18 protein-coding genes are annotated in these 22,100 nt (G+C 33.6%); 6 read left to right on the plus strand and 12 right to left on the minus strand.

The window, feature by feature from the left end:
• The first annotated feature begins 33 nt into the window (after positions 1-33).
• The 4 genes from ACXGSQ_RS11165 to guaB all read left to right on the plus strand — a co-directional run bounded on the left by ACXGSQ_RS11165 (position 34) and on the right by guaB (position 5,784).
• Positions 34-1,506: an ankyrin repeat domain-containing protein gene (locus ACXGSQ_RS11165; RefSeq protein WP_458626263.1), complete on the plus strand. Its 1,473-nt coding sequence runs from the start codon at positions 34-36 to the stop codon at positions 1,504-1,506.
• 13 nt (positions 1,507-1,519) lie between these two features.
• Entirely contained in the window at positions 1,520-2,005 is a 486-nt protein-coding gene (locus ACXGSQ_RS11170; protein ID WP_458626264.1) for a DUF2271 domain-containing protein, read from the plus strand.
• Between the two features lie 10 nt (positions 2,006-2,015).
• Positions 2,016-4,214 carry a PepSY domain-containing protein gene (locus ACXGSQ_RS11175; protein ID WP_458626265.1) on the plus strand — a complete coding sequence of 733 codons (2,199 nt, stop codon included), beginning with the start codon at positions 2,016-2,018 and terminating at the stop codon, positions 4,212-4,214.
• A gap of 97 nt (positions 4,215-4,311) precedes the next feature.
• The gene (guaB, locus tag ACXGSQ_RS11180) at positions 4,312-5,784 is read left to right on the plus strand and encodes an IMP dehydrogenase (protein ID WP_458626266.1); all 1,473 of its coding nucleotides are present in this window, start codon (positions 4,312-4,314) and stop codon (positions 5,782-5,784) included.
• Between the two features lie 83 nt (positions 5,785-5,867).
• On the opposite strand, the gene ACXGSQ_RS11185 is transcribed toward guaB, so the two are convergent.
• The 9 genes from ACXGSQ_RS11185 to thrA all read right to left on the minus strand — a co-directional run bounded on the left by ACXGSQ_RS11185 (position 5,868) and on the right by thrA (position 14,199).
• Positions 5,868-6,635 (minus strand): thioredoxin family protein, encoded by a 768-nt coding sequence (locus ACXGSQ_RS11185; RefSeq protein WP_458626267.1) that lies wholly within the window; start codon positions 6,633-6,635, stop codon positions 5,868-5,870.
• Between the two features lie 7 nt (positions 6,636-6,642).
• Positions 6,643-7,185, minus strand: coding sequence for a TlpA family protein disulfide reductase (locus tag ACXGSQ_RS11190; protein ID WP_458626268.1), 543 nt, complete (start codon positions 7,183-7,185; stop codon positions 6,643-6,645).
• Positions 7,186-7,257: 72 nt separating this feature from the next.
• A complete protein-coding gene (locus ACXGSQ_RS11195; RefSeq protein ID WP_458626269.1) occupies positions 7,258-7,608 on the minus strand; it encodes a GIY-YIG nuclease family protein in 351 nt (116 codons plus the stop codon).
• 17 nt (positions 7,609-7,625) lie between these two features.
• Positions 7,626-8,156, minus strand: a complete 531-nt coding sequence (locus tag ACXGSQ_RS11200) for a GNAT family N-acetyltransferase (RefSeq protein WP_458626270.1) — start codon at positions 8,154-8,156, stop codon at positions 7,626-7,628.
• Positions 8,157-8,168: 12 nt separating this feature from the next.
• A complete protein-coding gene (locus ACXGSQ_RS11205) occupies positions 8,169-9,005 on the minus strand; it encodes a hypothetical protein (protein ID WP_458626271.1) in 837 nt (278 codons plus the stop codon).
• Between the two features lie 34 nt (positions 9,006-9,039).
• A complete protein-coding gene (thrC, locus tag ACXGSQ_RS11210; protein WP_458626272.1) occupies positions 9,040-10,329 on the minus strand; it encodes a threonine synthase in 1,290 nt (429 codons plus the stop codon).
• A gap of 50 nt (positions 10,330-10,379) precedes the next feature.
• Positions 10,380-10,736: a four helix bundle protein gene (locus tag ACXGSQ_RS11215; RefSeq protein WP_458626273.1), complete on the minus strand. Its 357-nt coding sequence runs from the start codon at positions 10,734-10,736 to the stop codon at positions 10,380-10,382.
• A 60-nt stretch (positions 10,737-10,796) separates the two neighbouring features.
• Positions 10,797-11,720 carry a homoserine kinase gene (locus tag ACXGSQ_RS11220; RefSeq protein ID WP_458629351.1) on the minus strand — a complete coding sequence of 308 codons (924 nt, stop codon included), beginning with the start codon at positions 11,718-11,720 and terminating at the stop codon, positions 10,797-10,799.
• Between the two features lie 4 nt (positions 11,721-11,724).
• Entirely contained in the window at positions 11,725-14,199 is a 2,475-nt protein-coding gene (gene thrA, locus ACXGSQ_RS11225) for a bifunctional aspartate kinase/homoserine dehydrogenase I (RefSeq protein ID WP_458626274.1), read from the minus strand.
• A gap of 465 nt (positions 14,200-14,664) precedes the next feature.
• Here thrA and ACXGSQ_RS11230 point away from each other — a divergent pair, with 465 nt between their 5' ends.
• Positions 14,665-16,224, plus strand: a complete 1,560-nt coding sequence (locus ACXGSQ_RS11230) for an NAD(P)H-hydrate dehydratase (protein WP_458626275.1) — start codon at positions 14,665-14,667, stop codon at positions 16,222-16,224.
• 57 nt (positions 16,225-16,281) lie between these two features.
• Here ACXGSQ_RS11230 and ACXGSQ_RS11235 read toward each other — a convergent pair whose 3' ends face one another.
• Complete coding sequence (locus ACXGSQ_RS11235; protein ID WP_458626276.1) at positions 16,282-17,319, minus strand: TlpA family protein disulfide reductase; 1,038 nt, start codon at positions 17,317-17,319, stop codon at positions 16,282-16,284.
• 128 nt (positions 17,320-17,447) lie between these two features.
• Here ACXGSQ_RS11235 and hutH point away from each other — a divergent pair, with 128 nt between their 5' ends.
• On the plus strand, positions 17,448-18,977 hold the full coding sequence (hutH, locus tag ACXGSQ_RS11240) for a histidine ammonia-lyase (protein ID WP_458626277.1): 1,530 nt from the start codon (positions 17,448-17,450) through the stop codon (positions 18,975-18,977).
• A gap of 28 nt (positions 18,978-19,005) precedes the next feature.
• Here the strand turns inward: hutH and ACXGSQ_RS11245 are convergent, their stop codons facing one another.
• Together ACXGSQ_RS11245 and ACXGSQ_RS11250 are read right to left on the minus strand one after the other, a co-directional pair.
• On the minus strand, positions 19,006-19,377 hold the full coding sequence (locus ACXGSQ_RS11245) for a hypothetical protein (protein ID WP_458626278.1): 372 nt from the start codon (positions 19,375-19,377) through the stop codon (positions 19,006-19,008).
• Positions 19,378-19,460: 83 nt separating this feature from the next.
• On the minus strand, positions 19,461-22,010 hold the full coding sequence (locus tag ACXGSQ_RS11250; RefSeq protein ID WP_458626279.1) for an ATP-dependent Clp protease ATP-binding subunit: 2,550 nt from the start codon (positions 22,008-22,010) through the stop codon (positions 19,461-19,463).
• Between the last annotated feature and the right edge of the window lie 90 nt (positions 22,011-22,100).

Genomic DNA, 22,100 nt, shown 5'->3' on the forward strand with positions numbered 1-22,100 from the left:
GTTTAAAATAAATCAATCATATATATGAAAACAATGAAATCGATAGTAGTTATGCTTTTTTTAGCATTGTCGTTATCCACTTTTGCACAGAATAAGAATATCTTTTTAGATCGTGAGTTTTGGGGAACTCAGCCAACGGTAGAAACTGTAAAGCAAAAAATAAAAGAAGGCAATAATCCTGCTGAAGCTAATGCTAACAATTTTGATGGTGTGGTTTATGCAACCTTGCAAGATGCACCTTTAGAGACCATTACTTATATGATTTCTCAAAAGGGAAATGATGTTAATAAACTAACACACGATGGTAGAACCTATGCGTTTTGGGCAGCTTATAAAGGCAATGCTGAATTGGTGGAATATCTATTAGAAAATGGGGCAAAAACCAATATAACAGACGATAAAGGGAATACCATTATTAATTTTGCAGCAGCTTCAGGACAAGCAAATACGGCAGTCTATGACATATTAACAAAGTATGATGCAGAATTAATAAAGAAAACAAACCCTAATGGGGCTAATGCTTTATTACTTGCAGCACCATATGATAAGGATTTTAAATTAATGACCTATTTCCAATCTAAAGGTTTGGATATTAATAGTGTTGACAAAGCAGGGAATGGTATTTTTAATTATGCTGCTAAAACGGGTCATATAGCCTTAATGAATTCTCTTTTAAAGAAAGGAATTAAAGGTACTGATGAAGCCTTTATATTTGCAGCAAATGGTACTAGAGGGTCAGCTAATGGTATTGAAGTCTATAAGTATTTAGAACGTATTGGTTTAAACCCAAATGTATCTAATGAAGAAGGAATTACTCCTTTACACGTTTTAGCTTCTAGAAGTAAAGACTTAGAAATTATAAAGTTTTTATTAGAAAAAGGATTAGACGTAAGCACTAAAGACCTTAAAGGAAATAATGCGGTTATGAATGCGGCTTCTAGAAATGATTTAATCGTCGTTAAAACCTTAGTCGAGAAATTGAAAACTATTAATACGACTAACAAACATGGCCAATCAGCATTATCATTAGCGTTAAAAGGAAATTCTCCAGATGTGGTTAGATATTTAATTGAAAAAGGATATGATACGACTATTATTGATGCTGATGGTAATAACCTTGTGTATTATTTAGTAGAGTCATACTCTAAGCGAAATAAAGAGCAGTTTACTCAAAAGATGGAAGTCCTTAAAAAGAATAAAGTCGATTTAACTGCAGTTCAGAAAAATGGCAATACATGGTATCATTTGGCTGTAGAAAAAAATAGTATTGAGCTTTTAGAAATTGCAACAACAATGGATCAAGATATTAATGCGAAAAATAATGAAGGTAATACCGCATTGCATATCGCAGCAATGAAAGCACAGGACAATTCAGTTCTAAAATTTTTACTAAAACACGGTGCAAAAAAGCAAATTGTTACAGATTTTGATGAATCTGCTTATGATTTGGCAAAAGAAAATGAGTTGTTAAAGAAAAACAATATTTCAATAGAATTTTTAAAGTAATAGAATTTTTAAGATGAAGAATATACGCATTATAGCATTATTAGGTATTGTAGCTTTTAGTTTAGTATCATTTACTAATTTTATACAATCAGCAAAGTATAAATGTATGATTCAAATGACAAATTATACAGGTGAAGGAGCCTATATTGTCATTTCATTATTAAATCCAGAAGGCGATTATGTAAAAACCTTAAACGTTAAAGGCGATGATGATGAGTGGTACAATACCATTGAATCGTGGTGGGACTATTATGGAAAAAGAAGACCAGATATCGATGCCATTACAGGAGCAACTATTAGCGGAGGCGAACGTGCTATAAGTATCATTGAAATTGATAATGATAAATTAGATAAAGGTTACAAGTTAAGATTTGAAACTGCTGTTGAAGACCAAGAATATTACGAAAGTGATGTGGAATTTGAGTTGACTTCAGAAACCGTAAAATCTAAAGTAGAAGGAAAAGGATTTATTCGTTACATCCGAATGATGCCTCAATAAAACCGATACTATGACCATTTCCATCTGGAGATACAGTCATCTAGTATTGGCTGTTATGTCTTCTTTGTTTATTTTAATAGCATCGGTAACAGGTGCTATTTTAGCGTTTGAACCCATTACAAATCAGTTGCAACCGTATGCTGTTTCTGGGGCAAACGATAGGTCTCTTGCTGAAACCTTAAATGTGTTACAGCAAGAATATGATGAAGTCTTTACACTCGAAGTCGATAAAAATGATTTCGTAAGTGCCTCAGTCATTACCAAAGAAGGAGACAGTGAAACCTTTTATGTCAATCCTTTTACAGGCGAAAAATTAGGTGATATTATTAAGAAAGCACCCATTTATGAATTCGCGACTAACCTTCACCGTTCGCTATTTTTAAAAACAACAGGTCGTGTTTTAATAGGAGTGGTGTCCTTTTTGTTATTGCTGATTTCAGTAACAGGAATTCAACTCATATTGAAGCGTCAAGGTGGTATCAAACGTTTCTTTTCTAAAGTGGTTAGAGAAAATTTTGATCAATATTACCATGTTGTTATAGGACGATATGCTTTAATTCCTATTGTAATTATTACACTGACAGGTGTATTTCTGTCGCTTGAAAAATTTGATTTACTTCCAGATTCTAAAATATCACACAACTATCCTGAGCAAGATGACGTTGAAAACAAATTAGACATCTTAGAGTTTCAAACATTTCAAAATATAAAACTTGAAGATGTAAAAAGTGTAGAGTTCCCATTTTCTGATGATATTGAAGATTATTTCACCGTTAAATTATCGGATAAGGAAATTTTAGTCAATCAATATACAGGCGCTATCGTCAGTAACCAAAACACATCGTTTGTTGCATTAGCGTCTAATTGGAGCTTAATTCTACATACAGGTCAAGGGACTATCCTTTGGTCAGTCGTATTGTTCTTAGCGAGTTTGGCCATTTTATTCTTTATGTATTCTGGCTTTGCCATGACGTTAAAACGACGAAAAGAAACAGCGAAAATTAAGAATAAATTCAAAAAAGATGAGGCAGACTATATCATTTTAGTTGGTTCTGAAACCGGTAATACCTTTAATTCTGCCAAGCTATTTTATGACGCTTTAATCGCAGAAGGTCATTCGGTTTTTATTACAGCTTTAAACGCGTATTCAGAATATAAAAATGCGAAATATATCATCGTTTTTGCCTCGACTTATGGCGAAGGTGAAGCGCCAACAAGTGCTTCAAATTTTGAAAAATTATTTCAAAAAGTGCAGCAGCAGCAAACGATGAAGTATGCAGTTGTTGGTTTTGGATCGCTTATGTATCCTGATTATTGTAAATATGCCATTGAAGTGGATGAAATGTTTCAAACGCAAGATCATTTTGTGGAACACCTTCCGCTTTTCAAAATTAATAATCAATCCTTTGAAGCTTATAAAATATGGATTAAGCAATGGAATGAGCGTACTAATCACGATTTAAAGATTAAGTTTCAAAAACCTCAAATCAATTTAAAAAAATTAAAGGAGTTTAAGGTTATTAATAAATCAGAACCCAATAAGGACGATTCGTTTTTAGTGCAATTACGACCTCATAAAAAAGTAAAATTTGAGTCTGGTGATTTGTTGTCTTTATATCCGGAAGCCGATTTTATTGAACGCCAATATTCGATTGGGAAGATTGAAGAAGATATTATATTAAGCATTAAAAAGCACGAATTTGGGGTCTGTTCTAATTATTTCAACAACTTAAAAGTCAACGAAATCGTTAAGGCGCAAGTTAAACGAAACTTAGATTTTCATTTTCCAACCGATGTAAAAGACGTGGTAATGATTGCCAATGGTACAGGAATTGCACCATTTTTAGGAATGATTAACGATAATCAAAGTAAAATAAAAACCCACTTATTTTGGGGAGGACGTACTCAAGATTCTTTAAATATTTATAAAGATATTATTGAAACTGCGTTTAGTAAAAAGACCTTATCTAGTTTTCATATTGCGTATTCACAAGAGCAGAACGATAAAATTTACGTTCAAGATTTAATTTTAGAGCATCAAGACTTATTAAGCCGTGTTTTAAATACAAATGGAGTGGTAATGATTTGTGGTTCTGTGGCTATGCAAAATCGTGTTTTAGAGGTGTTGCATACCATCACTATAACACACTTAGACAAACCATTAAGTGCCTTTAAAAATAATAATCAACTTAAAATGGATTGTTATTGATTATTAATAGATTGTTAAGTGTTGCAAATAGCTTTTCAATATGTTATAATATGTCAATATAAATTGTACTTTTGCGTGCAATTAAATTCTAATTGCCATGACAGCACACGAAAATAAAATTGTTGGAGAAGGTCTTACTTATGATGACGTACTCTTAGTTCCAGCATTTTCCGAAGTTCTTCCTCGCGAAGTTAATATTCAAACTAAATTTACAAGAAACATTACCATTAATATTCCTGTGATTTCCGCAGCAATGGATACGGTTACCGAAAGTAAAATGGCAATTGCTATGGCGCAAGAAGGTGGAATAGGTGTGTTGCATAAAAACATGACGATTGATCAACAAGCCGATAAGGTTCGTCGTGTAAAGCGTGCTGAGAGCGGTATGATTATCGATCCTGTGACCTTACCATTAACCGCTACTGTTTTTGATGCTAAGTCTAATATGGCCGAGCATGGTATTGGAGGTATTCCTATTGTAGATGATAATGGCATACTGAAAGGTATTGTTACCAACAGAGATTTACGTTTTGAGCACGATAGCAAGAAACCCATCGTTGATGTTATGACTAAAGACAATTTAGTCACTGCAGCTGTAGGTACGTCTTTAAAAGATGCTGAAAAGATTCTTCAACAAAACAAAATTGAAAAATTATTAATTGTAGATGATAATTATAAACTAAAGGGACTAATTACCTTTAGAGATATCACCAAGGTGACACAAAAGCCTAACGCCAATAAAGATTCTTACGGAAGATTACGTGTTGCAGCTGCAATTGGGGTTACAGGCGATGCGGTAGAACGTGCTTCGGCATTAGTAAATGCAGGTGTTGATGCAGTGATTATAGATACCGCTCATGGTCATACAAAAGGTGTGGTTCTAGTTTTAAAAGAGATTAAAAAGAAATTTCCAAAATTGGAAGTCATTGTAGGTAATATTGCCACTGGTGCTGCTGCAAAATATTTAGTTGAAGCTGGAGCTGATGCAGTGAAAGTTGGTATTGGACCGGGTTCAATTTGTACCACTAGAGTAGTGGCAGGAGTTGGTTTTCCTCAATTTTCTGCCGTTTTGGAAGTGGCTGCGGCTATTAAAGGTTCAGGAGTTCCTGTGATTGCTGATGGTGGAATTCGTTATACTGGTGATATACCAAAAGCGATTGCCGCTGGTGCAGATACCGTAATGTTAGGATCACTTTTAGCAGGAACAAAAGAAAGTCCTGGTGAAACGATTATCTACGAAGGACGTAAATTTAAATCGTATCGAGGTATGGGGTCTGTAGAAGCCATGAAACAAGGAAGTAAAGACCGTTATTTCCAAGATGTTGAAGACGATATTAAAAAATTAGTTCCTGAAGGTATTGTTGGTCGTGTACCATATAAAGGTGAGTTGGTGGAAAGTATTCATCAGTTTATTGGTGGACTTAGAGCAGGAATGGGCTATTGTGGTGCTAAAGATATTGCCACTTTAAAAGAAACCGGCCGCTTTGTGAAAATCACAAGTTCTGGTATTAATGAAAGTCACCCACATGATGTGACTATTACTAAGGAAGCCCCAAATTATTCTAGATAAATCATTACGACCAAAGTTGTAATTTTATTACAAAAAAAAGCAGCATCGTTACGATGCTGCTTTTTTTATATGGCAGTCTGTGATTAAGCTTTGCTTGCCTTAACAGGACAACCTATAGCTTTTGTGAAATTCGGATTTGGTTTTTCTCCTTTTTCTAAAGCTTCAATAGCGTCTTTTACATAATTCACTTTAACGTCTTCAGGTGACTTTGCATTATCATCTATAGTACCAATATATTGTACTTTACGTTCTGCGTCTAATAAGAATACATGAGGTGTTCTTACCGCACCATATTGAGGGTATAGTTCTTGACCTTCATCTACAAGGTATGGAAAGGTAAAGCCTTTGTCTTCTGAACGTTTTTGCATGGCTTCATAACCTTCTTTTTCATTTTCTGGACTATTTGGGTTAATGGCGATTACAGGATAACCTTTTGGTGCATATTCATTATTTAATGCGATTAAACGGTCTTCATATAATTTTGAAAATGGACATTCATTACACGTAAATGTGACGATGTATCCTTTGGCGTTTTCAATGCTAGCTAAAGAAACCATTGAACCATCTACGTTCTTAAGATTAAAATCCGTAGCTACATCACCAATGTTATAACCTCCAATTTCTTCTAAAGTTTTAGTTTGTTCTGGACTACCTCCTTTAGGTGGTCCTTTTCTATCACCTCCATGTGGTGGTCCTTTTCGGTCTCCGTCATGTGGTGGGCGTTCCCCTTTATGATCTTTATGTTGATTTTCAGCAGAAGGTTCTCCTGTTGTATTGCCTTCGTTTTTACAAGATACAAGTACACTTGCAGATAAGCCAATAATAGCAATTAGGACACTGATTCTTTTCATGTTTGTTTTAATTAAGGTTATTTATTTGGTTTTCTAGGTCTTCTAAATTCTCGAATGAACGTTCATGAAATAAGCGTTCGTCTTTGTTAAACATTATGGTAAATGGAATGGATCCAGACCAATTAGGGTCTATTTTGTCTATCCAAGTATTAGAATCTGGATCATCTAATAGCACCACTTTAGAGGTTATTTTTTTTTCTTTTAAAAATGGCTTTAATTTCGTTTCAATATCTTTTGGAAAATCTAAGCTTACTAAAATGACTTCTACGTCAGGGTGTTTTGCTGCAAATTGCTCAATGTATGGTAATTCTTTGACGCAAGGGGCACACCACATTGCCCAAAAATTAATGAGATAGGTTTTGTCGGAATCCGTATAAATTAAGGGTTCAAATTGATTAAAATCGTAAACAGGAATGTCTTGATTAACATTCGAAGTCGCGTTAGATTTTAAAGTTTTATCTGTGTTTATAGTATTGCAACTCATAAAAAAACAGAGTGCTGAAACGAGATATGGTGTTGGTTTTAGGGGTTTTAACTTTAATAACTTCAAAATGATGTATTCAATAATTTTTGGTTAGACTTTTTCTAAGATAAAGGGTTTAATGTAAAAGTATGTTTTTTATTAATTAAACCAAACAGCATAACCTTCACGTCGTAATTCTAAAGCAATTTGTTCTTCTGCTTTCAACGCTTCGGCTCTGGTAAAAAATGGATCGATATGATTAAATAGGCTAGGACGTAAATAGGTGCCATATTTCTCGACAATATTAGAAGATATTTTATGGCCTTTTTTATTTCGATGTCCTGTTTTGTGTTGAAGAAATCGTTCTTTTGGAGTTTTGCTGGTCATACCAACATACAAACATTCTAAAACACCATTAAATTGCGGATTGGCATTTCTGAACTTCGTGTTTTCCGTAAACACACGTTTCGATAATTCTATAACATATATGGTGTAAAGCGTTTTTGCCATTTTGAGATGTATAGACTCTATTTGTCATCGTTTAATACGCGATAATAGTGAAGTAACTCTTCTTCATTATTTGGTAGTTTGCCAATACCCTTTAAACTAAAACCTAAACGCTTTAATAGTTGTCTTGAAGCTAAATTTGATTCAAGTGTATAACCACTTAATTCGGTTAAGCCGAAGTCTTCTTTAGCAGCAATTAGTAATTGATTTGCCGCTTCAAAAGCATAACCTTTGCCTATATAAGCAGGTAGAAAAGCAAAACCAATATCAGGATCATCTCTGTCTGTTCTATGGTATAAACCACAAGTGCCCAGTCTTGTATTATCTGATGTTCTAATGACAACGTAATTACCGTAGCCATGTTTTTTTAATTGTGGAAAGGCTTTGTCTTTTATATAATCTTTGGCATCTTCAACCGTTTTTACGTTTCTATCTCCAATATTTTCAATCCATTTTGGAGTGTTCATTAACTCTAAGATAAATGCAGCGTCATCCGTATCAATGGGCTTGATAAGTAACCTAGGAGTTTGAAGCTGTTTATAAATAGACACAAATGTTTGGTTTTATTTTTTAAAATCGTCCTGAGTTAAATTAGTATTGAATTTTATGTTAGTCCAATTTACAATAATCCATGGATTTTTATCCACTTCTGCCTTCCAAGTAGAACGCTTATATTTTCGTTTTGTAGGAATCCATAAACCGTCAACTTTTTCGTAGTCTAAAACCATTAAATTCGGAATCTCCATTTTTCCAAAATCAGCAACCGTAAAAAGAAACTGATCAACCAAGTTAGTGTTTTTATTAATATACAATTGGTAGATGTCAGTAGGTTTATCATTTTTTGAATCGAAACTCACCTTTACAACATCATAGTTTTTGTTGTCTATAGTTGTTTCCTCTACAAATTCATAATTCAATCCTGGGTCTAATAATTTTTGAAACATCGTAAACCAGTAAAAATTTGTAGGTCTATTAAAAGCGACTTTTTTTAAGTAGTCTTCATTAGTTAAAACGTCACCGTTATGCTTTAACCAATAGTCGTTTCCGTCATAACCTTGTTCTATTAAGCCTTCAAGATTAGCTAATGTTCTTTCATGGGTATCGTATGCTCCATATGATAATTCACCGTCAAAAATATATTTTTCAGTAGAGCTATCTGTTTTGCCATCTGGTGTTTGGTAGGTATACGTGTAAACAACATCTTTAAGTTGACTTAACTTTTCGTAGTTACCTACGTTCTGAACCATATTAAAAACTAATTCATGCCCTTTGTTTTGAAATTTTGGAGCCAGTTCCTGATCTACAGTACTAGTTTTATTTTCAGGCTTTACTTGGTTCTCGTTTTTACAAGATACCAAAAGGCCAATTAAAAGAATACTTGTTGTTAGGTGAAGTCTCATTTATGGTAAAATTAAGTTAGTTATTATGCGGTCATTATCGTAGTAAGAAGGCTTTCAATGCGTCATAAGAATTAATAGCGATTGCTACTTTTTCTTTGTGCATTACAGCTTCAATTTGTGGAGGTAAATCTATGTTTTCTCTAATTACGTCCTCAACAACATCTAAAAACTTTGTTGGATGTGCTGTTTCTAAAAATACAACATGAGCCTCATTTTCTTTTAAATAGTCTTTAGCTCCCAAATAGCCAACGGCACCATGAGGATCTGCCACATAATTAAAATCATTATACAGTTCTAAAAGTGCTGCTTTGGTTTCTTCGTCTGTATAACTGTATGATGATAAATTAGCTTTTAACGTATCAAAATTATTATTGTGCAATTCTTGGATTCTGATAAAATTACTCGGATTTCCAACATCCATCGCATTACTAATCGTTTGAACAGATGGTTTAGGGTTATACGTTTGAGAAATCATATAATTAACAACCGTAGCATTTGCGTTGTTGGCCGCAATAAAATGCTTAATAGGTAAGCCTAATTTTTGAGCCACCATACCAGCACAAATATTTCCAAAATTACCACTTGGTACAGAGAACGCGATGTCTTTATGTTTCGATTTTAATTGTTTGTAAGCAAACATGTAGTAAAATAGTTGTGGTAACCAACGGGCAATATTAATGGAGTTGGCTGAAGTCAATTGCATTTTGTTCGTTAATTCAGTATCCATAAAGGCTTGCTTTACCATGTCTTGGCAATCATCAAAAACACCATCAACTTCTAAGGCCGTTATATTTTGGCCTAGTGTGGTTAATTGTTTTTCTTGAATATCACTTACTTTTCCGCTAGGGTAGAGTATAACCACATTAACTCCTTTTACCCCTAAAAAACCATTAGCAACCGCTCCACCTGTATCTCCAGAAGTCGCGACTAATACCGTAACATCATTTGTGTTTGTTTGGTTAAAATAGCCTAAGCATCGTGCCATAAAACGCGCACCAACATCTTTAAAAGCCATTGTTGGACCATGAAACAACTCAAGCGTTGAAATGTTTTCATTGATTTCAACTACTGGAAAATCGAAATTCAAGGTTTCTTCCACAATAGTTTTTAAAACGTCTTCTGGAATTTCAGGAAGTATGAATTGTTTAATCGCTTCAAAAGCAATTTCAGAATTGGACTTGTCTTCAATAGTCTCAAAAAATGAAGGATCCAATGGAGTAATAGATTCAGGAAAATATAAACCTTTATCTGGTGCTAATCCTCTTACAACGGCATCTTCGAAGGTTGTATTTGGAGCTTTTTTATTTAAAGAATAGTAATTCATAGTGTTTTGACAGAAGACGGAAGACTGATGACAGACTGCCGAATTCATTTTTAGTTAATATTTCTTTTAAATGCTGCCATTTTGTTCATTAAGTGAAAAGCAGAATTGTATAATTTGATAAAAATTTCTTCAGAGATATAATTTCGTCGTTTTGCTTTAAATAAACAAGTTACAACTTCAGCTAATGAGCGAATAGAATAACCTATAAATTTTCTCTGTTCTGGATTTGATTGGCCAATTGAACCTTCAGATATGTTAAGTGCAACAGAATCTACGGCTCTCATAATTTGAGACTTTAAATTAAACTTTTCTTTATCTGGAAAAAGTTGTGAAATATCATTTATAACTTCTCCAAAATCCATAGCATCTTGCCAAATAATCAGTTTTTCAAATTTGAATTTATTCATAATCACAATTTTAATTCTCTACCATTTCAGTCTTCCGTCATTAGTCTTCCGTCATTCTTTCTACACAACTCGAATCCCTTCAGTATTAATCTTAGAAACATAAGTTTCAAATAATATATCTGTTGTTGAATATACGTTTCTAATCGCATTTTCGACCGCTTTAGCTGTAGCTTCACTTTTACTCAACATAAAAATTGAAGGTCCAGAACCAGAAATCGCACAACCTAAGGCACCAGCTTCCAATGCTGCTTTTTTTACATCATCAAAATGTGGAATTAATTGCTTTCGATACGGTTCAATCACCACATCGTGCAATGCGTCTTTAATTAAATTGTAATCTGAAGTATGTAAAGCATGCACTAAACTACCCACATTTGCCCATTGTGCAATAGCATTACTTAGCGGAATCTCTTTAGGTAAAATCGCTCTAGATTCTGAAGTTTTAATTTCAATTTGCGGATGAATTAACGTCGCAAATAAATCCGATGGAGTCGGTAGCTCTAATATTTGCAGTGGAGAAGCACTTTTAACCAGTGTAAATCCACCAAAAATTGCAGGTGCCAAATTATCCGCATGTTCGCATTGACTAGCCAAAGCTTCGCCTTTCATAGCATAGTACGTCAGCTTAGTTTTATCTAATGGTCTTCCTAGGAGTTCGTTCATTCCAAAAACACTTCCTGCTGCACTAGCCGAACTGCTTCCAATACCACTGCCGGGTTTTATGTTTTTGTAAATTTCTATTTCAAACCCGCAATCGGGTTGTAAAGCGTCATACATAGCTAAAGCCGAAACTCCAGCGACATTTTTTTCGGCTTCAAACGGTAAATCATAGCCTTCAATTTTGGTGATTTTAATGCCTTTTTGTTCTGTTTTTCTGATGACCATTTCGTCACCGATAGTATCTAAGCAGAATCCAAGTACATCAAATCCACATGCCACGTTGGCTACGGTTGCAGGTGAAAATATTTTAATTTCTTCAATCATCATATTAGTTATTAGCGATTCTAATGATATCTGCAAATAACCCAGATGCAGTAACATCCGCACCAGCACCAGCACCTTTAATAATTAAGGGTTGCTCAGGATAGCGTTGCGTGTAAAACATGACGATATTATCTTTTCCTTTTAAGTTATAAAATGGATGTCCTTCAGGAATTTCTTGAAGTCCAACTTTAGCTTTTCCATTATTAAATTCGGCTACAAACTTTAGTTGGCAGTTATTGTCTTTTGCAGATTTATATAAGCCTTGATAATAAGCTTCGTCTTCAATTAATGTTTTGAAAAAATCATCAACCGTATCAGAATTAGACGCATTTTCGGTTAAGAAATTATCACTTTCAAGATGCGATAGTTCAATAGCATGTCCACTTTCTCTAGCTAAAATTAAAATTTTACGAGCCACATCAATGCCGCTTAAATCTATTCTCGGATCTGGTTCTGTATAGCCTTCTTCTTGAGCTTGTTTTACGATATCGTGAAAGGTCGTTTGAGCATTAAAATTATTGAAGATAAAGTTAAGACTTCCCGATAATACCGCTTGGATGGTGTTTACTTTATCTCCTGAAGTAATTAAATGACTTAAAGTGTCTAAAACAGGCAAACCAGCACCAACATTCGTTTCAAATAAAAATGAAGCGTTGTATTGTCTCGATAAAGCCTTTAATTCATTGTAATATTCAATATTACCAGAGCAAGCTATTTTATTACAAGCCACAACAGAAATACTTTGTTTTAAGTAGTTGCCATAAATATTAGATACGGCTTCATTTGCTGTAATATCTACAAAAACAGAGTTTCTTAAATTCAAGTTTTTGGCATGCTCAAAAAAGCCATCTAAACTGGCTTGTTCCCCATTTTCGAGTTCTTGTTTCCAGTGTTTTAAATTTATTCCCTCATCATTAACAACCATGTGTCGAGAATTGGATAAGCCAGCAATTCTTAAGTTGATTTTAAAGTTTTCTTTTACATAAGCTTTTTGCAATTTAATCTGTTCTATAAGTCGTTCTCCAACATTACCAACTCCAGTAATAAAGAGATTGATTTGTTTGGTCTTGATTTCAAAAAACTGCTCGTGTAAACTGTTAAGTGCTTTTTTTACATCATTTTTATGAATTACAGCCGAAATGTTACGTTCAGAAGCTCCTTGTGCAATAGCTCTAATATTCACGTTGTTTTTACCAAGTGTACTAAACATTTTACCACTTATACCTTGATGATTTTTCATTTTATCGCCAATTACAGCAATGATAGATAAGTCTGATTCTACAACTATTGGGTCAATTTTATGTAGTGCAATTTCATATTCAAAAACGAGATCAATGACTGTTTTTGCACGTTCAGCATCTTTATCTGAGATACCAAAGCAAATGGTATGTTCTGAAGACGATTGTGTAATTAAAATGATATTAATTTTTTCGTGTGCTAAGGTTTCAAATAAGCGTTTACTAAATCCAGGTACACCAACCATACCATTACCTTGTAAGGTAAGTAAGGCTACATTATCAATATTGCTAATTCCTTTTACAGGCGAATTTCCGTTTGGTGTTACGTTTTGAGTAATTGTAGTACCAATAGCATCAGGATCTAAAGTGTTTTTAATCACAATCGGAATCTTCTTTTTAAGTACAGGCATCACCGTTGGAGGGTACAATACTTTGGCACCAAAATGAGATAACTCTACCGCTTCTTGATATGATAATTCTACAATAGGAGCGGCTTGTTTTACTAATTTAGGATTGGTGGTATACATACCACTAACGTCTGTCCAGATTTGTAATTCATCAGCATTCATTGCCGCTGCAATAATAGCTGCCGTGTAATCTGAACCACCACGACCTAAAGTTGTGATTTCTCCGTTAATTGATTTTGAAACAAAACCAGGTAGTAAAACAATAGGACTAGAGTTTGAGTTAAAAAAGGACTGAATGTTAGTATTTGTAATATCGAAATTTACCGTTGCATTATTAAAATTTGAATCGGTAACAATAAGCTCTTGTGAGTTTTTTAAACTAGTGTTTAAACCTCTAGATTTTAATGTGTGATAAATTATTGTCGATGATAGTTTTTCACCAAAACTTAATAATTTATCTTTAGTTTTTGGAGATAATTCATTGATTAAATAAATGCCGTTTAGAAGACTTTTTAGATTATTTAATTTGTCTGAAATTATGTCACGTAAATCGTCTTGCTGTTTTTGTATTGATTTATCTTTATCAGGGTTTAAGAACAACCCTTCAATAACAGCATTATGAATAGACCATATCATATCATACTTCTGCTTGTAGTCTAGATTTTTATTGCAAGCCAAATTACCAGCTTCTAATAATTTATCTGTAATGCCACCAACGGCAGATACAACGACAGCGATAGGAGTTGTTTTAGATTGTTGGTCTAAAATTGAAATAACTTTATTTATGTTTTCGGCTGAACCTACTGATGTTCCACCAAATTTGAGAACTTTCATAATTTTATAAAATTTAAGAGAATAAAATGTCTAAATAGACAAAAAGGGACGGAGAGCATATTATAAATTACCCCAAAGGGTAATAATCATTGAAATGAAAACCATAGAAATCCACATGCCGTTAGCATTAACCATTGTATGTGATGTTATTTTAAGATTTGTTTTCATTACATACCAAAAGTATTATTTTTATAACAATAAAAAAACTAATCGTTTCTTTTTAGGGAATTAGTAAAAAAGGGCTAATCTTTATAAAAAAAATGAAAGATAATTAACAAACAGGACGAGTTAATCAATTATTCATATCATACATTTTTTATAAAAGGTTTGAGATTGAAGTATATGTAATACGATGAATATGAAATCTGGGTATTCTTAACTAATTAGAATCCTAGGGATGATCATTTATATCTATGATTAATTTCCAATAAGAGGATACCTTAATAAAGCAATAAAAAAAGACACATGAAATTATTTTCTAAAGCACAAATTTACGAAGGAGATAAATTAACTACAGAACGTCAAAACATTTCTGCGACAGATTTAATGGAGCGCGCAGGAACACAAATCTTTAATTGGATGCACATGCGAATGCAAGGCGCACAAGTGCCAATCCATGTGTTTTGTGGTATTGGTAACAATGGAGGTGATGGGCTAGTTTTGGCAAGGCATTTAATTACTCATGGCTATAACGTGGAGACTTATATTGTAAATTGTAGTGATAAGCGTTCCAAAGATTTTTTAATCAATTATGATCGTGTTAAAACAGTCTCAAAAAAATGGCCAACGATGTTGAGCTGTAAAGAGGATTTTACTGAAATAGTAATTGGAGTAGATGATATTATTGTAGATGCTATTTTTGGAATTGGTTTAAATCGTCCACCAAATGATTGGGTCAAAGTTTTGTTTGAAAAAATGAAAGCATCAAAAGCGTTTACGCTCTCAATTGATATTCCTTCAGGGTTATATACAGATAAAGCTGTAGAAGATGATAATGCGGTGGTTTATGCGAATTATACTTTGAGTTTTCAATCTCCTAAATTAGTGTTCTTTTTGCCTGAAACGGAACAATACATCGGGCAATGGGAGGCCTTGGATATTGGGATAGATCGCGATTATTTAATGAAAACCGAAACCGAAGTTGAGTTGATTTCAAAACATGAAGTTTTACCATTATATCAGCCTAGAAAAAAGTTTGCTCATAAAGGTGATTTTGGACATGTTATGATTTTGGGAGGGAGTTACGGTAAAATAGGATCCGTTAACTTGGCGAGTAGGGCGGCCTTAGGGGCTGGAGCGGGCCTAGTGACGGCTTATGTACCAAAATGTGGTTATCATAGTTTACAGACTTCTATTCCAGAAGTTATGGTTATTACGGATGCTGCTGAAACACATATTTCTAATATAAATTTTGATTTAAAACCAACGGTTATTGGAGTTGGAGTTGGGCTTGGTACATCTTTAGAAACGGTAAAAACATTTGAAGATTTTTTAAAAACCAACAAAACTCCTTTGGTTATTGATGCTGATGGCTTAAATATTTTATCGAAAAAGAAGGCTCTTTTAAAATTATTGCCTAAACAAACGGTATTAACACCACATCCAAAAGAATTAGAACGCCTAATAGGGAAATGGTCTAATGATTTTGAAAAATTAGAAAAAGTAAAAGCCTTGTCCGAAAAATATGATATTGTTATTTTAATTAAAGGAGCAAATTCCATTACAGTGAATAAACATAAGTTGTATGTAAATACGACTGGAAATCCAGGGATGGCTACGGCAGGATGTGGAGATGTGTTAACGGGAATTATCTCAGGTTTAATCGCTCAAGGGTATGCACCTTTGGCAGCAACCATTTTTGGAGTTTACTTGCATGGAAAGGCTGCGGATATCGCTTTAGAAGACTATGGGTACCAAAGTCTTATTGCAAGTCATATCATAACTACTTTAGGTGAAGCTTATATTGATTTGTTTAAACAGCCAGAGCCCACACAAGAAGGAAATCAAGAAGAACAAAAGTCATAATAAAAAAAAGCCTGTCTAAAAACGATTAGACAGGCTTTTTTTATGAGGTTTAAATGTCTAGATATTCAACTCGTTAAATAAATCTATCAAAGCAGAACTAGAAGGTCTTGGAGCGTCTGCACTCACAATATTTCCATTAGGATCTATTAATATAAATCTTGGAATACCATTAACCTTATAGTCTTGCACAAATTGTGATCTAAAGCCATTATCTGCGAATAATTGAATACCACCTAATTCTTTTTCAGCTACCATCTTTTTCCAACCTTCATACGCAGCAGCAGCATCTCCTTTGTAACCACGACCTTCATCAATTGAAATACTTACAAATTCAATGTTTTTTCCTTCATATTGTTTTTCAACTTTTTTAAGAGAAGGAATTTCTTTAATACATGGGCCACACCATGTTGCCCATAAATCAATATAAACAAATTTTCCTTTTAAGTCAGAAAGTGATGTTTTACCACCTGCATAATTTTTATAATCTTCAAAAATAGGGGAAGGTGATCCTTTAGGAAATGCGTTAATTGTAGCTTGCTTAGCTTCCATAAATTTAGAGAGTTGCTCAATTGTCATAGCAATGTTTTTATCTACAACAGCAACATGGGTAGAATCTATATCTGTATATTTATTTTTTAAGTCCTCATATGAGGATTTGTAATTAACGATAGTCTCATCAACTTTAGTCATGTCATTCGTACCTATAAGATCTTCTGTAAAGTATTTTTTAGATAATAAGAAAGCTTGAACGGTAAAGTTGTTAAGGTCTGAAGCATCTCCTCCATAAACGATAGAATCAATAAAAGAATTATAATCTGTTTCAAAAGACGATGTGTTGTTATTTTTTAAATAAATTTGACCATATTCTTTTCCATGTTGGAAGTTAAAATCACCAGCTTCAACTTTTAAAGTATCTTTAAATGTACCATCATCATTTAGGGTAATTATTTTTTCATATTGCCTTCCTTTAAAAATTTTGAGTGTCTTACTTTCGTCAGGATTTGAGATTTTCCCAGAAAGTGTAACATAATCTTTAGGCTCCCCTTTACAAGCAAATACGGTTGCAGCAATGCAAAGTAATAATAATCGTTTCATAACTAGTTTTTTTGTTCAAACGCAAAAATAAACATTAATAAGTAAATTCATAGATGTAATGAATTATTAACAAAATCTTGTAGAATCCAAAATTATTCCCAATTTTGGAAACTTAAAAATAACTCCTCATGGACAACTATCATATCATCTCTTCTGATGCTTTAGATATTGTAACGATTTACAATATTTTTTATAAAAATAAAAAACTTAAGCTCTCTGAAGCTTCGGCAAATAATATACAGAAATGTAAAACGTATTTGGACGAAAAATTAGCAAGTGAAAAAAAACCAATGTATGGTATTAACACGGGATTTGGTTCTTTATATAATGTGAAAATTTCGGATACTGATTTGAGTCAGTTGCAAGAAAACCTAGTAATGTCTCATGCCTGTGGAACAGGAGATCGTGTGCCAGAATCCATAGTTAAAGTGATGTTGCTTTTAAAGATACAATCGCTGAGTTATGGTCATAGTGGCGTGCAGTTAGCAACAGTAAATAGACTTATTGAGTTTTTTAATAATGATATATTTCCTTTTGTGTATACACAAGGGTCTTTGGGAGCATCGGGTGATTTGGCTCCTTTGGCGCATTTGGCATTACCTTTATTAGGAAAAGGAAAAGTGGTGCATAACAATAAAGAGTACGATGCAGCCACACTTTTAGATAAGTTTAATTGGGAACCTATTACACTTGAAGCGAAAGAAGGTCTAGCCTTACTTAATGGTACCCAGTTTATGAGTGCTTATAGTGTTTATTTACTCTTAATGTCTCATAAAACATCCTATTTGGCAGACATTATTGCCAGTATATCATTAGATGCTTTTGATGGACGGTTAGATCCTTTTCATGATTTGGTTCATGCGGTAAGACCCCATCCTGGACAACGAAAAGTGGCTAGACGATTTAATGAGTTTTTAAAAGGAAGCGAACTTATTACACGTGAAAAAGAACATGTGCAAGATCCTTACTCGTTTCGTTGTATTCCTCAGGTTCATGGAGCAACAAAGGACACCTTAGATTTTGTTGAGAAAGTGGTTTTAACTGAGATCAATTCTGTAACGGATAATCCAAATATTTTTCATGAAGAAGATTTAATTATTTCAGGAGGAAATTTTCACGGACAACCTTTAGCTTTAGCTCTGGATTATTTGAAGATTGCGATGGCTGAAATAGGTAATATTTCGGAACGACGTGTGTTTCAATTGGTTTCTGGTTTAAGGGGGTTACCAGCGTTTTTAGTTGATAATCCTGGCCTTAATTCAGGTTTTATGATTCCGCAATACACAGCAGCGAGTATTGTAAGTGCTAACAAGCAAATGGCATCTCCTGCGAGTGTTGATAGTATTGTCTCTAGTAACGGTCAAGAAGATCACGTTAGTATGGGAGCTAATGCGGCAACGCAAGCTTATACCTTGGTTAAAAATGTAGAGCGTGTTATTGCTATTGAATTGATGAATGCTTCACAGGCTTTAGAGTTTAGACGACCTTTAAAAACATCTCCTTTGTTAGAATCGTTTTTAGAACAATACAGAAAAGTGGTGCCGTTTATTAAGGTAGATGAGGTATTACATGACTCTATAGAAGCTTCAATTCAATTTTTAAAAGATGTAGATATAGAAATTGATGAATTGTTTTTAAATCATTATGATTTAAAATAAGTATAAAAAAATAAGCTAATCAATAAAACTATTCTTTGTTGATTAGCTTATCTGCCCAAGCAAACGCTTCATTTAAATTACAGAATATTTCAAAAGGTTTATTTAGAAATAGCTTTTCTATCTGAGCATTCTTTTTGGCTTTGTAATCATAACAAACGACGGCAAAACCAGCTAAACTTTTCATTTTAGATGTTGTTGCGTAAATATTGGGGTTTACAGAATAAGAGTTTATTCGATAAGTAATGTAAACAAAAGGTTTGTCTTTGTAAAATTCTTCTGCTATTTGGATAAGCATTTCATTCTGAACATCATCTACATGCACTCCTTCTTTCATAATAGTGAGCATATAATTATCATAAAATTTTAATGTACAAAAGTCTATATCGATAATTTTATTCATAAAAATATTGTAGATCGTTGTTCTAAAATACAAAAAACTCCTTTAATGATAAAGGAGTTTTTATTAAAAAGCGATAATTTATCTTAAGATTCTGTGGTTTTGCTCGATGATTTAATTTTAATAATTAATTCATCCTTTTTCTCATCCAAATCCATGGCGATGGTATCGCCCTCGTGGATTTTAGAGTTGATGATTTCTTCTGCGAGTGCATCTTCAACATATTTCTGAATTGCTCTGTTAAGAGGTCTGGCTCCATATTGTTTATCGAAACCTTTTTCTGCAATATAATCCTTAGCTTTATCTGAAAGCGTTAATTCGTAACCTAAGTCTTTTATTCTGTAAATAAGCTTAGCGAGTTCAATATCAATAATTTTTCCGATATCTTCTTTCTCTAAGGCATTAAATACAATAACATCGTCAATTCTATTTAAAAACTCTGGTGCAAATGCTTTTTTCAGTGCATTTTCGATGATTCCTTTTGCGTGGTCTGATTCTTGTGCAACAGCTGCCGCAGTACCAAAACCAACTCCTGTTCCGAAATCCTTTAGTTTTCTGGCACCAATGTTAGATGTCATAATTATAATGGTATTTCTAAAATCAATTTTACGACCTAAGCTATCTGTTAAATAACCGTCATCTAAAACCTGAAGCAACATGTTAAAGACATCTGGATGTGCTTTTTCAATTTCATCTAAAAGAACTACAGCGTAAGGTTTACGTCTGATTTTTTCAGTAAGCTGACCTCCTTCTTCATAACCAACGTAACCTGGAGGTGCACCTACTAAACGTGAAATGGCAAATTTCTCCATGTATTCACTCATGTCGATTCTAACAAGTGCATCGTCACTATCAAATAACTCACGAGCTAATACTTTAGCTAATTGTGTTTTACCAACACCTGTTTGCCCTAAAAATATAAATGAACCAATTGGTTTATTAGGATCTTTAAGTCCAGCTCTGTTTCGTTGAATCGCTTTTACAACCTTAGCAACAGCCTGATCTTGACCAATAACCTTACCTTTTATTAAGTCTGGTAATTTTGATAGTTTGTTAATCTCAGTTTGTGCTATTTTATTCACAGGAATTCCGGTCATCATAGATACCACATCGGCAACATTATCTTCTGTTACAACTTCGCGATGTTGTCTGGTTTCTTCTTCCCATTTTTCTTGAGCAGTGGCGAGTTCTTTTTCTAGACGTTTTTCATCATCTCTAAGTTTTGCAGCTTCTTCATATTTCTGTTTTTTTACAACACTATTCTTAGTTTCTTTAACGTCTTCAAGTTTCTTTTCTAATTCAAGAATTTGTTTTGGAACATCAATATTTGTAATATGTACACGAGATCCTGCTTCGTCTAAAGCATCAATAGCTTTGTCTGGCAAGAAACGTTCTGTCATATAACGATTAGTTAATTTCACACAAGCTTCAATAGCTTCATCAGTATAATTAACATTGTGATGCTCTTCGTACTTACCTTTAATATTGTTAAGAATTTCAATAGTTTCTTCTACAGATGTTGGCTCAACGATGACCTTCTGAAAACGGCGTTCTAAAGCCCCATCTTTTTCAATATATTGTCTGTATTCATCTAAGGTGGTTGCACCAATACATTGTATTTCACCTCTTGCTAAGGCTGGTTTAAACATGTTAGACGCATCAAGACTTCCTGTTGCTCCTCCAGCACCAACTATAGTATGAATTTCATCAATAAAAAGAATAATATCATCATTCTTTTCGAGCTCGTTCATAACAGCTTTCATACGCTCTTCAAACTGTCCTCTGTATTTTGTGCCTGCAACCAAACTTGCTAAATCTAAAGTCACTACACGCTTGTTAAATAAGGTACGTGATACTTTTCGTTTAACAATACGTAAAGCGAGTCCTTCTGCTATGGCAGATTTACCTACACCTGGTTCTCCTATTAATAAAGGATTGTTTTTCTTTCTTCGACTTAAAATTTGAGAAACACGTTGTATTTCTTTTTCTCTACCTACAACAGGATCTAATTTATCCTCTTCAGCAAGTACAGTTAAGTCCCTTCCAAAATTATCTAAAACTGGTGTTTTTGATTTTTTGTTCGTTTTGCTAGACTGTCCACCAAATGGATTTTGCTTAGCATCTTCTTCGTCATTAATTTCGTCGTCAGAAAACGATTCTGCTTTTGGTGTGTCTAAATAATCATCTTCGCTAGTTATCATAGATTTAAATTCTTCTTTAACGTTATCATAATCTACTTTAAGCTTATTTAAAAGCTTGGTTGTAGGGTCGTTTTCATTTCTTAAAATACACAATAGCAAATGTGCTGTGTTAATAGAGGTGCTTTGAAATAACTTAGCTTCTAAAAACGTCGTTTTTAAAGCGCGTTCCGCTTGCCTTGTAAGATGTAAATTCTTTTTTTCATTAGATGTTGTAATGATATTAGGGTTAGCAGGACTTAAAATCTCAACCTTACGCCTGAGGTGATTAAGGTCTACATCTAAGGCACTCAATATATCTATTGCTTTACCATTGCCATCTCTTAATAGTCCTAGCATTAAATGCTCTGTACCAATGAAATCATGACCTAATCGTAGGGCCTCTTCTTTGCTATAAGCTATAACATCTTTAACTCTTGGGGAAAAATTATCATCCATATTAAAATCCTTTCTGCTTTAAAAATAGTAAAAACATATTGAGTATAGGTCAAAAACTATACCTAAACCAAATGAATTTTAAAATGTGTC

This window comes from Winogradskyella sp. PC D3.3 (assembly GCF_054366245.1).

Excerpts from the sequence above, each read along its gene's own strand:
- ACXGSQ_RS11165 (WP_458626263.1), top strand. The coding sequence starts at position 34 with ATGAAATCGATAGTAGTTATGCTTTTTTTAGCATTGTCGTTATCCACT.
- ACXGSQ_RS11170 (WP_458626264.1), top strand. The coding sequence starts at position 1,520 with ATGAAGAATATACGCATTATAGCATTATTAGGTATTGTAGCTTTTAGT.
- ACXGSQ_RS11175 (WP_458626265.1), top strand. The coding sequence starts at position 2,016 with ATGACCATTTCCATCTGGAGATACAGTCATCTAGTATTGGCTGTTATG.
- guaB (WP_458626266.1), top strand. The coding sequence starts at position 4,312 with ATGACAGCACACGAAAATAAAATTGTTGGAGAAGGTCTTACTTATGAT.
- ACXGSQ_RS11185 (WP_458626267.1), bottom strand. The coding sequence starts at position 6,635 with ATGAAAAGAATCAGTGTCCTAATTGCTATTATTGGCTTATCTGCAAGT.
- ACXGSQ_RS11195 (WP_458626269.1), bottom strand. The coding sequence starts at position 7,608 with ATGGCAAAAACGCTTTACACCATATATGTTATAGAATTATCGAAACGT.
- ACXGSQ_RS11205 (WP_458626271.1), bottom strand. The coding sequence starts at position 9,005 with ATGAGACTTCACCTAACAACAAGTATTCTTTTAATTGGCCTTTTGGTA.
- thrC (WP_458626272.1), bottom strand. The coding sequence starts at position 10,329 with ATGAATTACTATTCTTTAAATAAAAAAGCTCCAAATACAACCTTCGAA.
- ACXGSQ_RS11215 (WP_458626273.1), bottom strand. The coding sequence starts at position 10,736 with ATGAATAAATTCAAATTTGAAAAACTGATTATTTGGCAAGATGCTATG.
- ACXGSQ_RS11220 (WP_458629351.1), bottom strand. The coding sequence starts at position 11,720 with ATGATTGAAGAAATTAAAATATTTTCACCTGCAACCGTAGCCAACGTG.
- thrA (WP_458626274.1), bottom strand. The coding sequence starts at position 14,199 with ATGAAAGTTCTCAAATTTGGTGGAACATCAGTAGGTTCAGCCGAAAAC.
- ACXGSQ_RS11230 (WP_458626275.1), top strand. The coding sequence starts at position 14,665 with ATGAAATTATTTTCTAAAGCACAAATTTACGAAGGAGATAAATTAACT.
- ACXGSQ_RS11235 (WP_458626276.1), bottom strand. The coding sequence starts at position 17,319 with ATGAAACGATTATTATTACTTTGCATTGCTGCAACCGTATTTGCTTGT.
- hutH (WP_458626277.1), top strand. The coding sequence starts at position 17,448 with ATGGACAACTATCATATCATCTCTTCTGATGCTTTAGATATTGTAACG.
- ACXGSQ_RS11245 (WP_458626278.1), bottom strand. The coding sequence starts at position 19,377 with ATGAATAAAATTATCGATATAGACTTTTGTACATTAAAATTTTATGAT.
- ACXGSQ_RS11250 (WP_458626279.1), bottom strand. The coding sequence starts at position 22,010 with ATGGATGATAATTTTTCCCCAAGAGTTAAAGATGTTATAGCTTATAGC.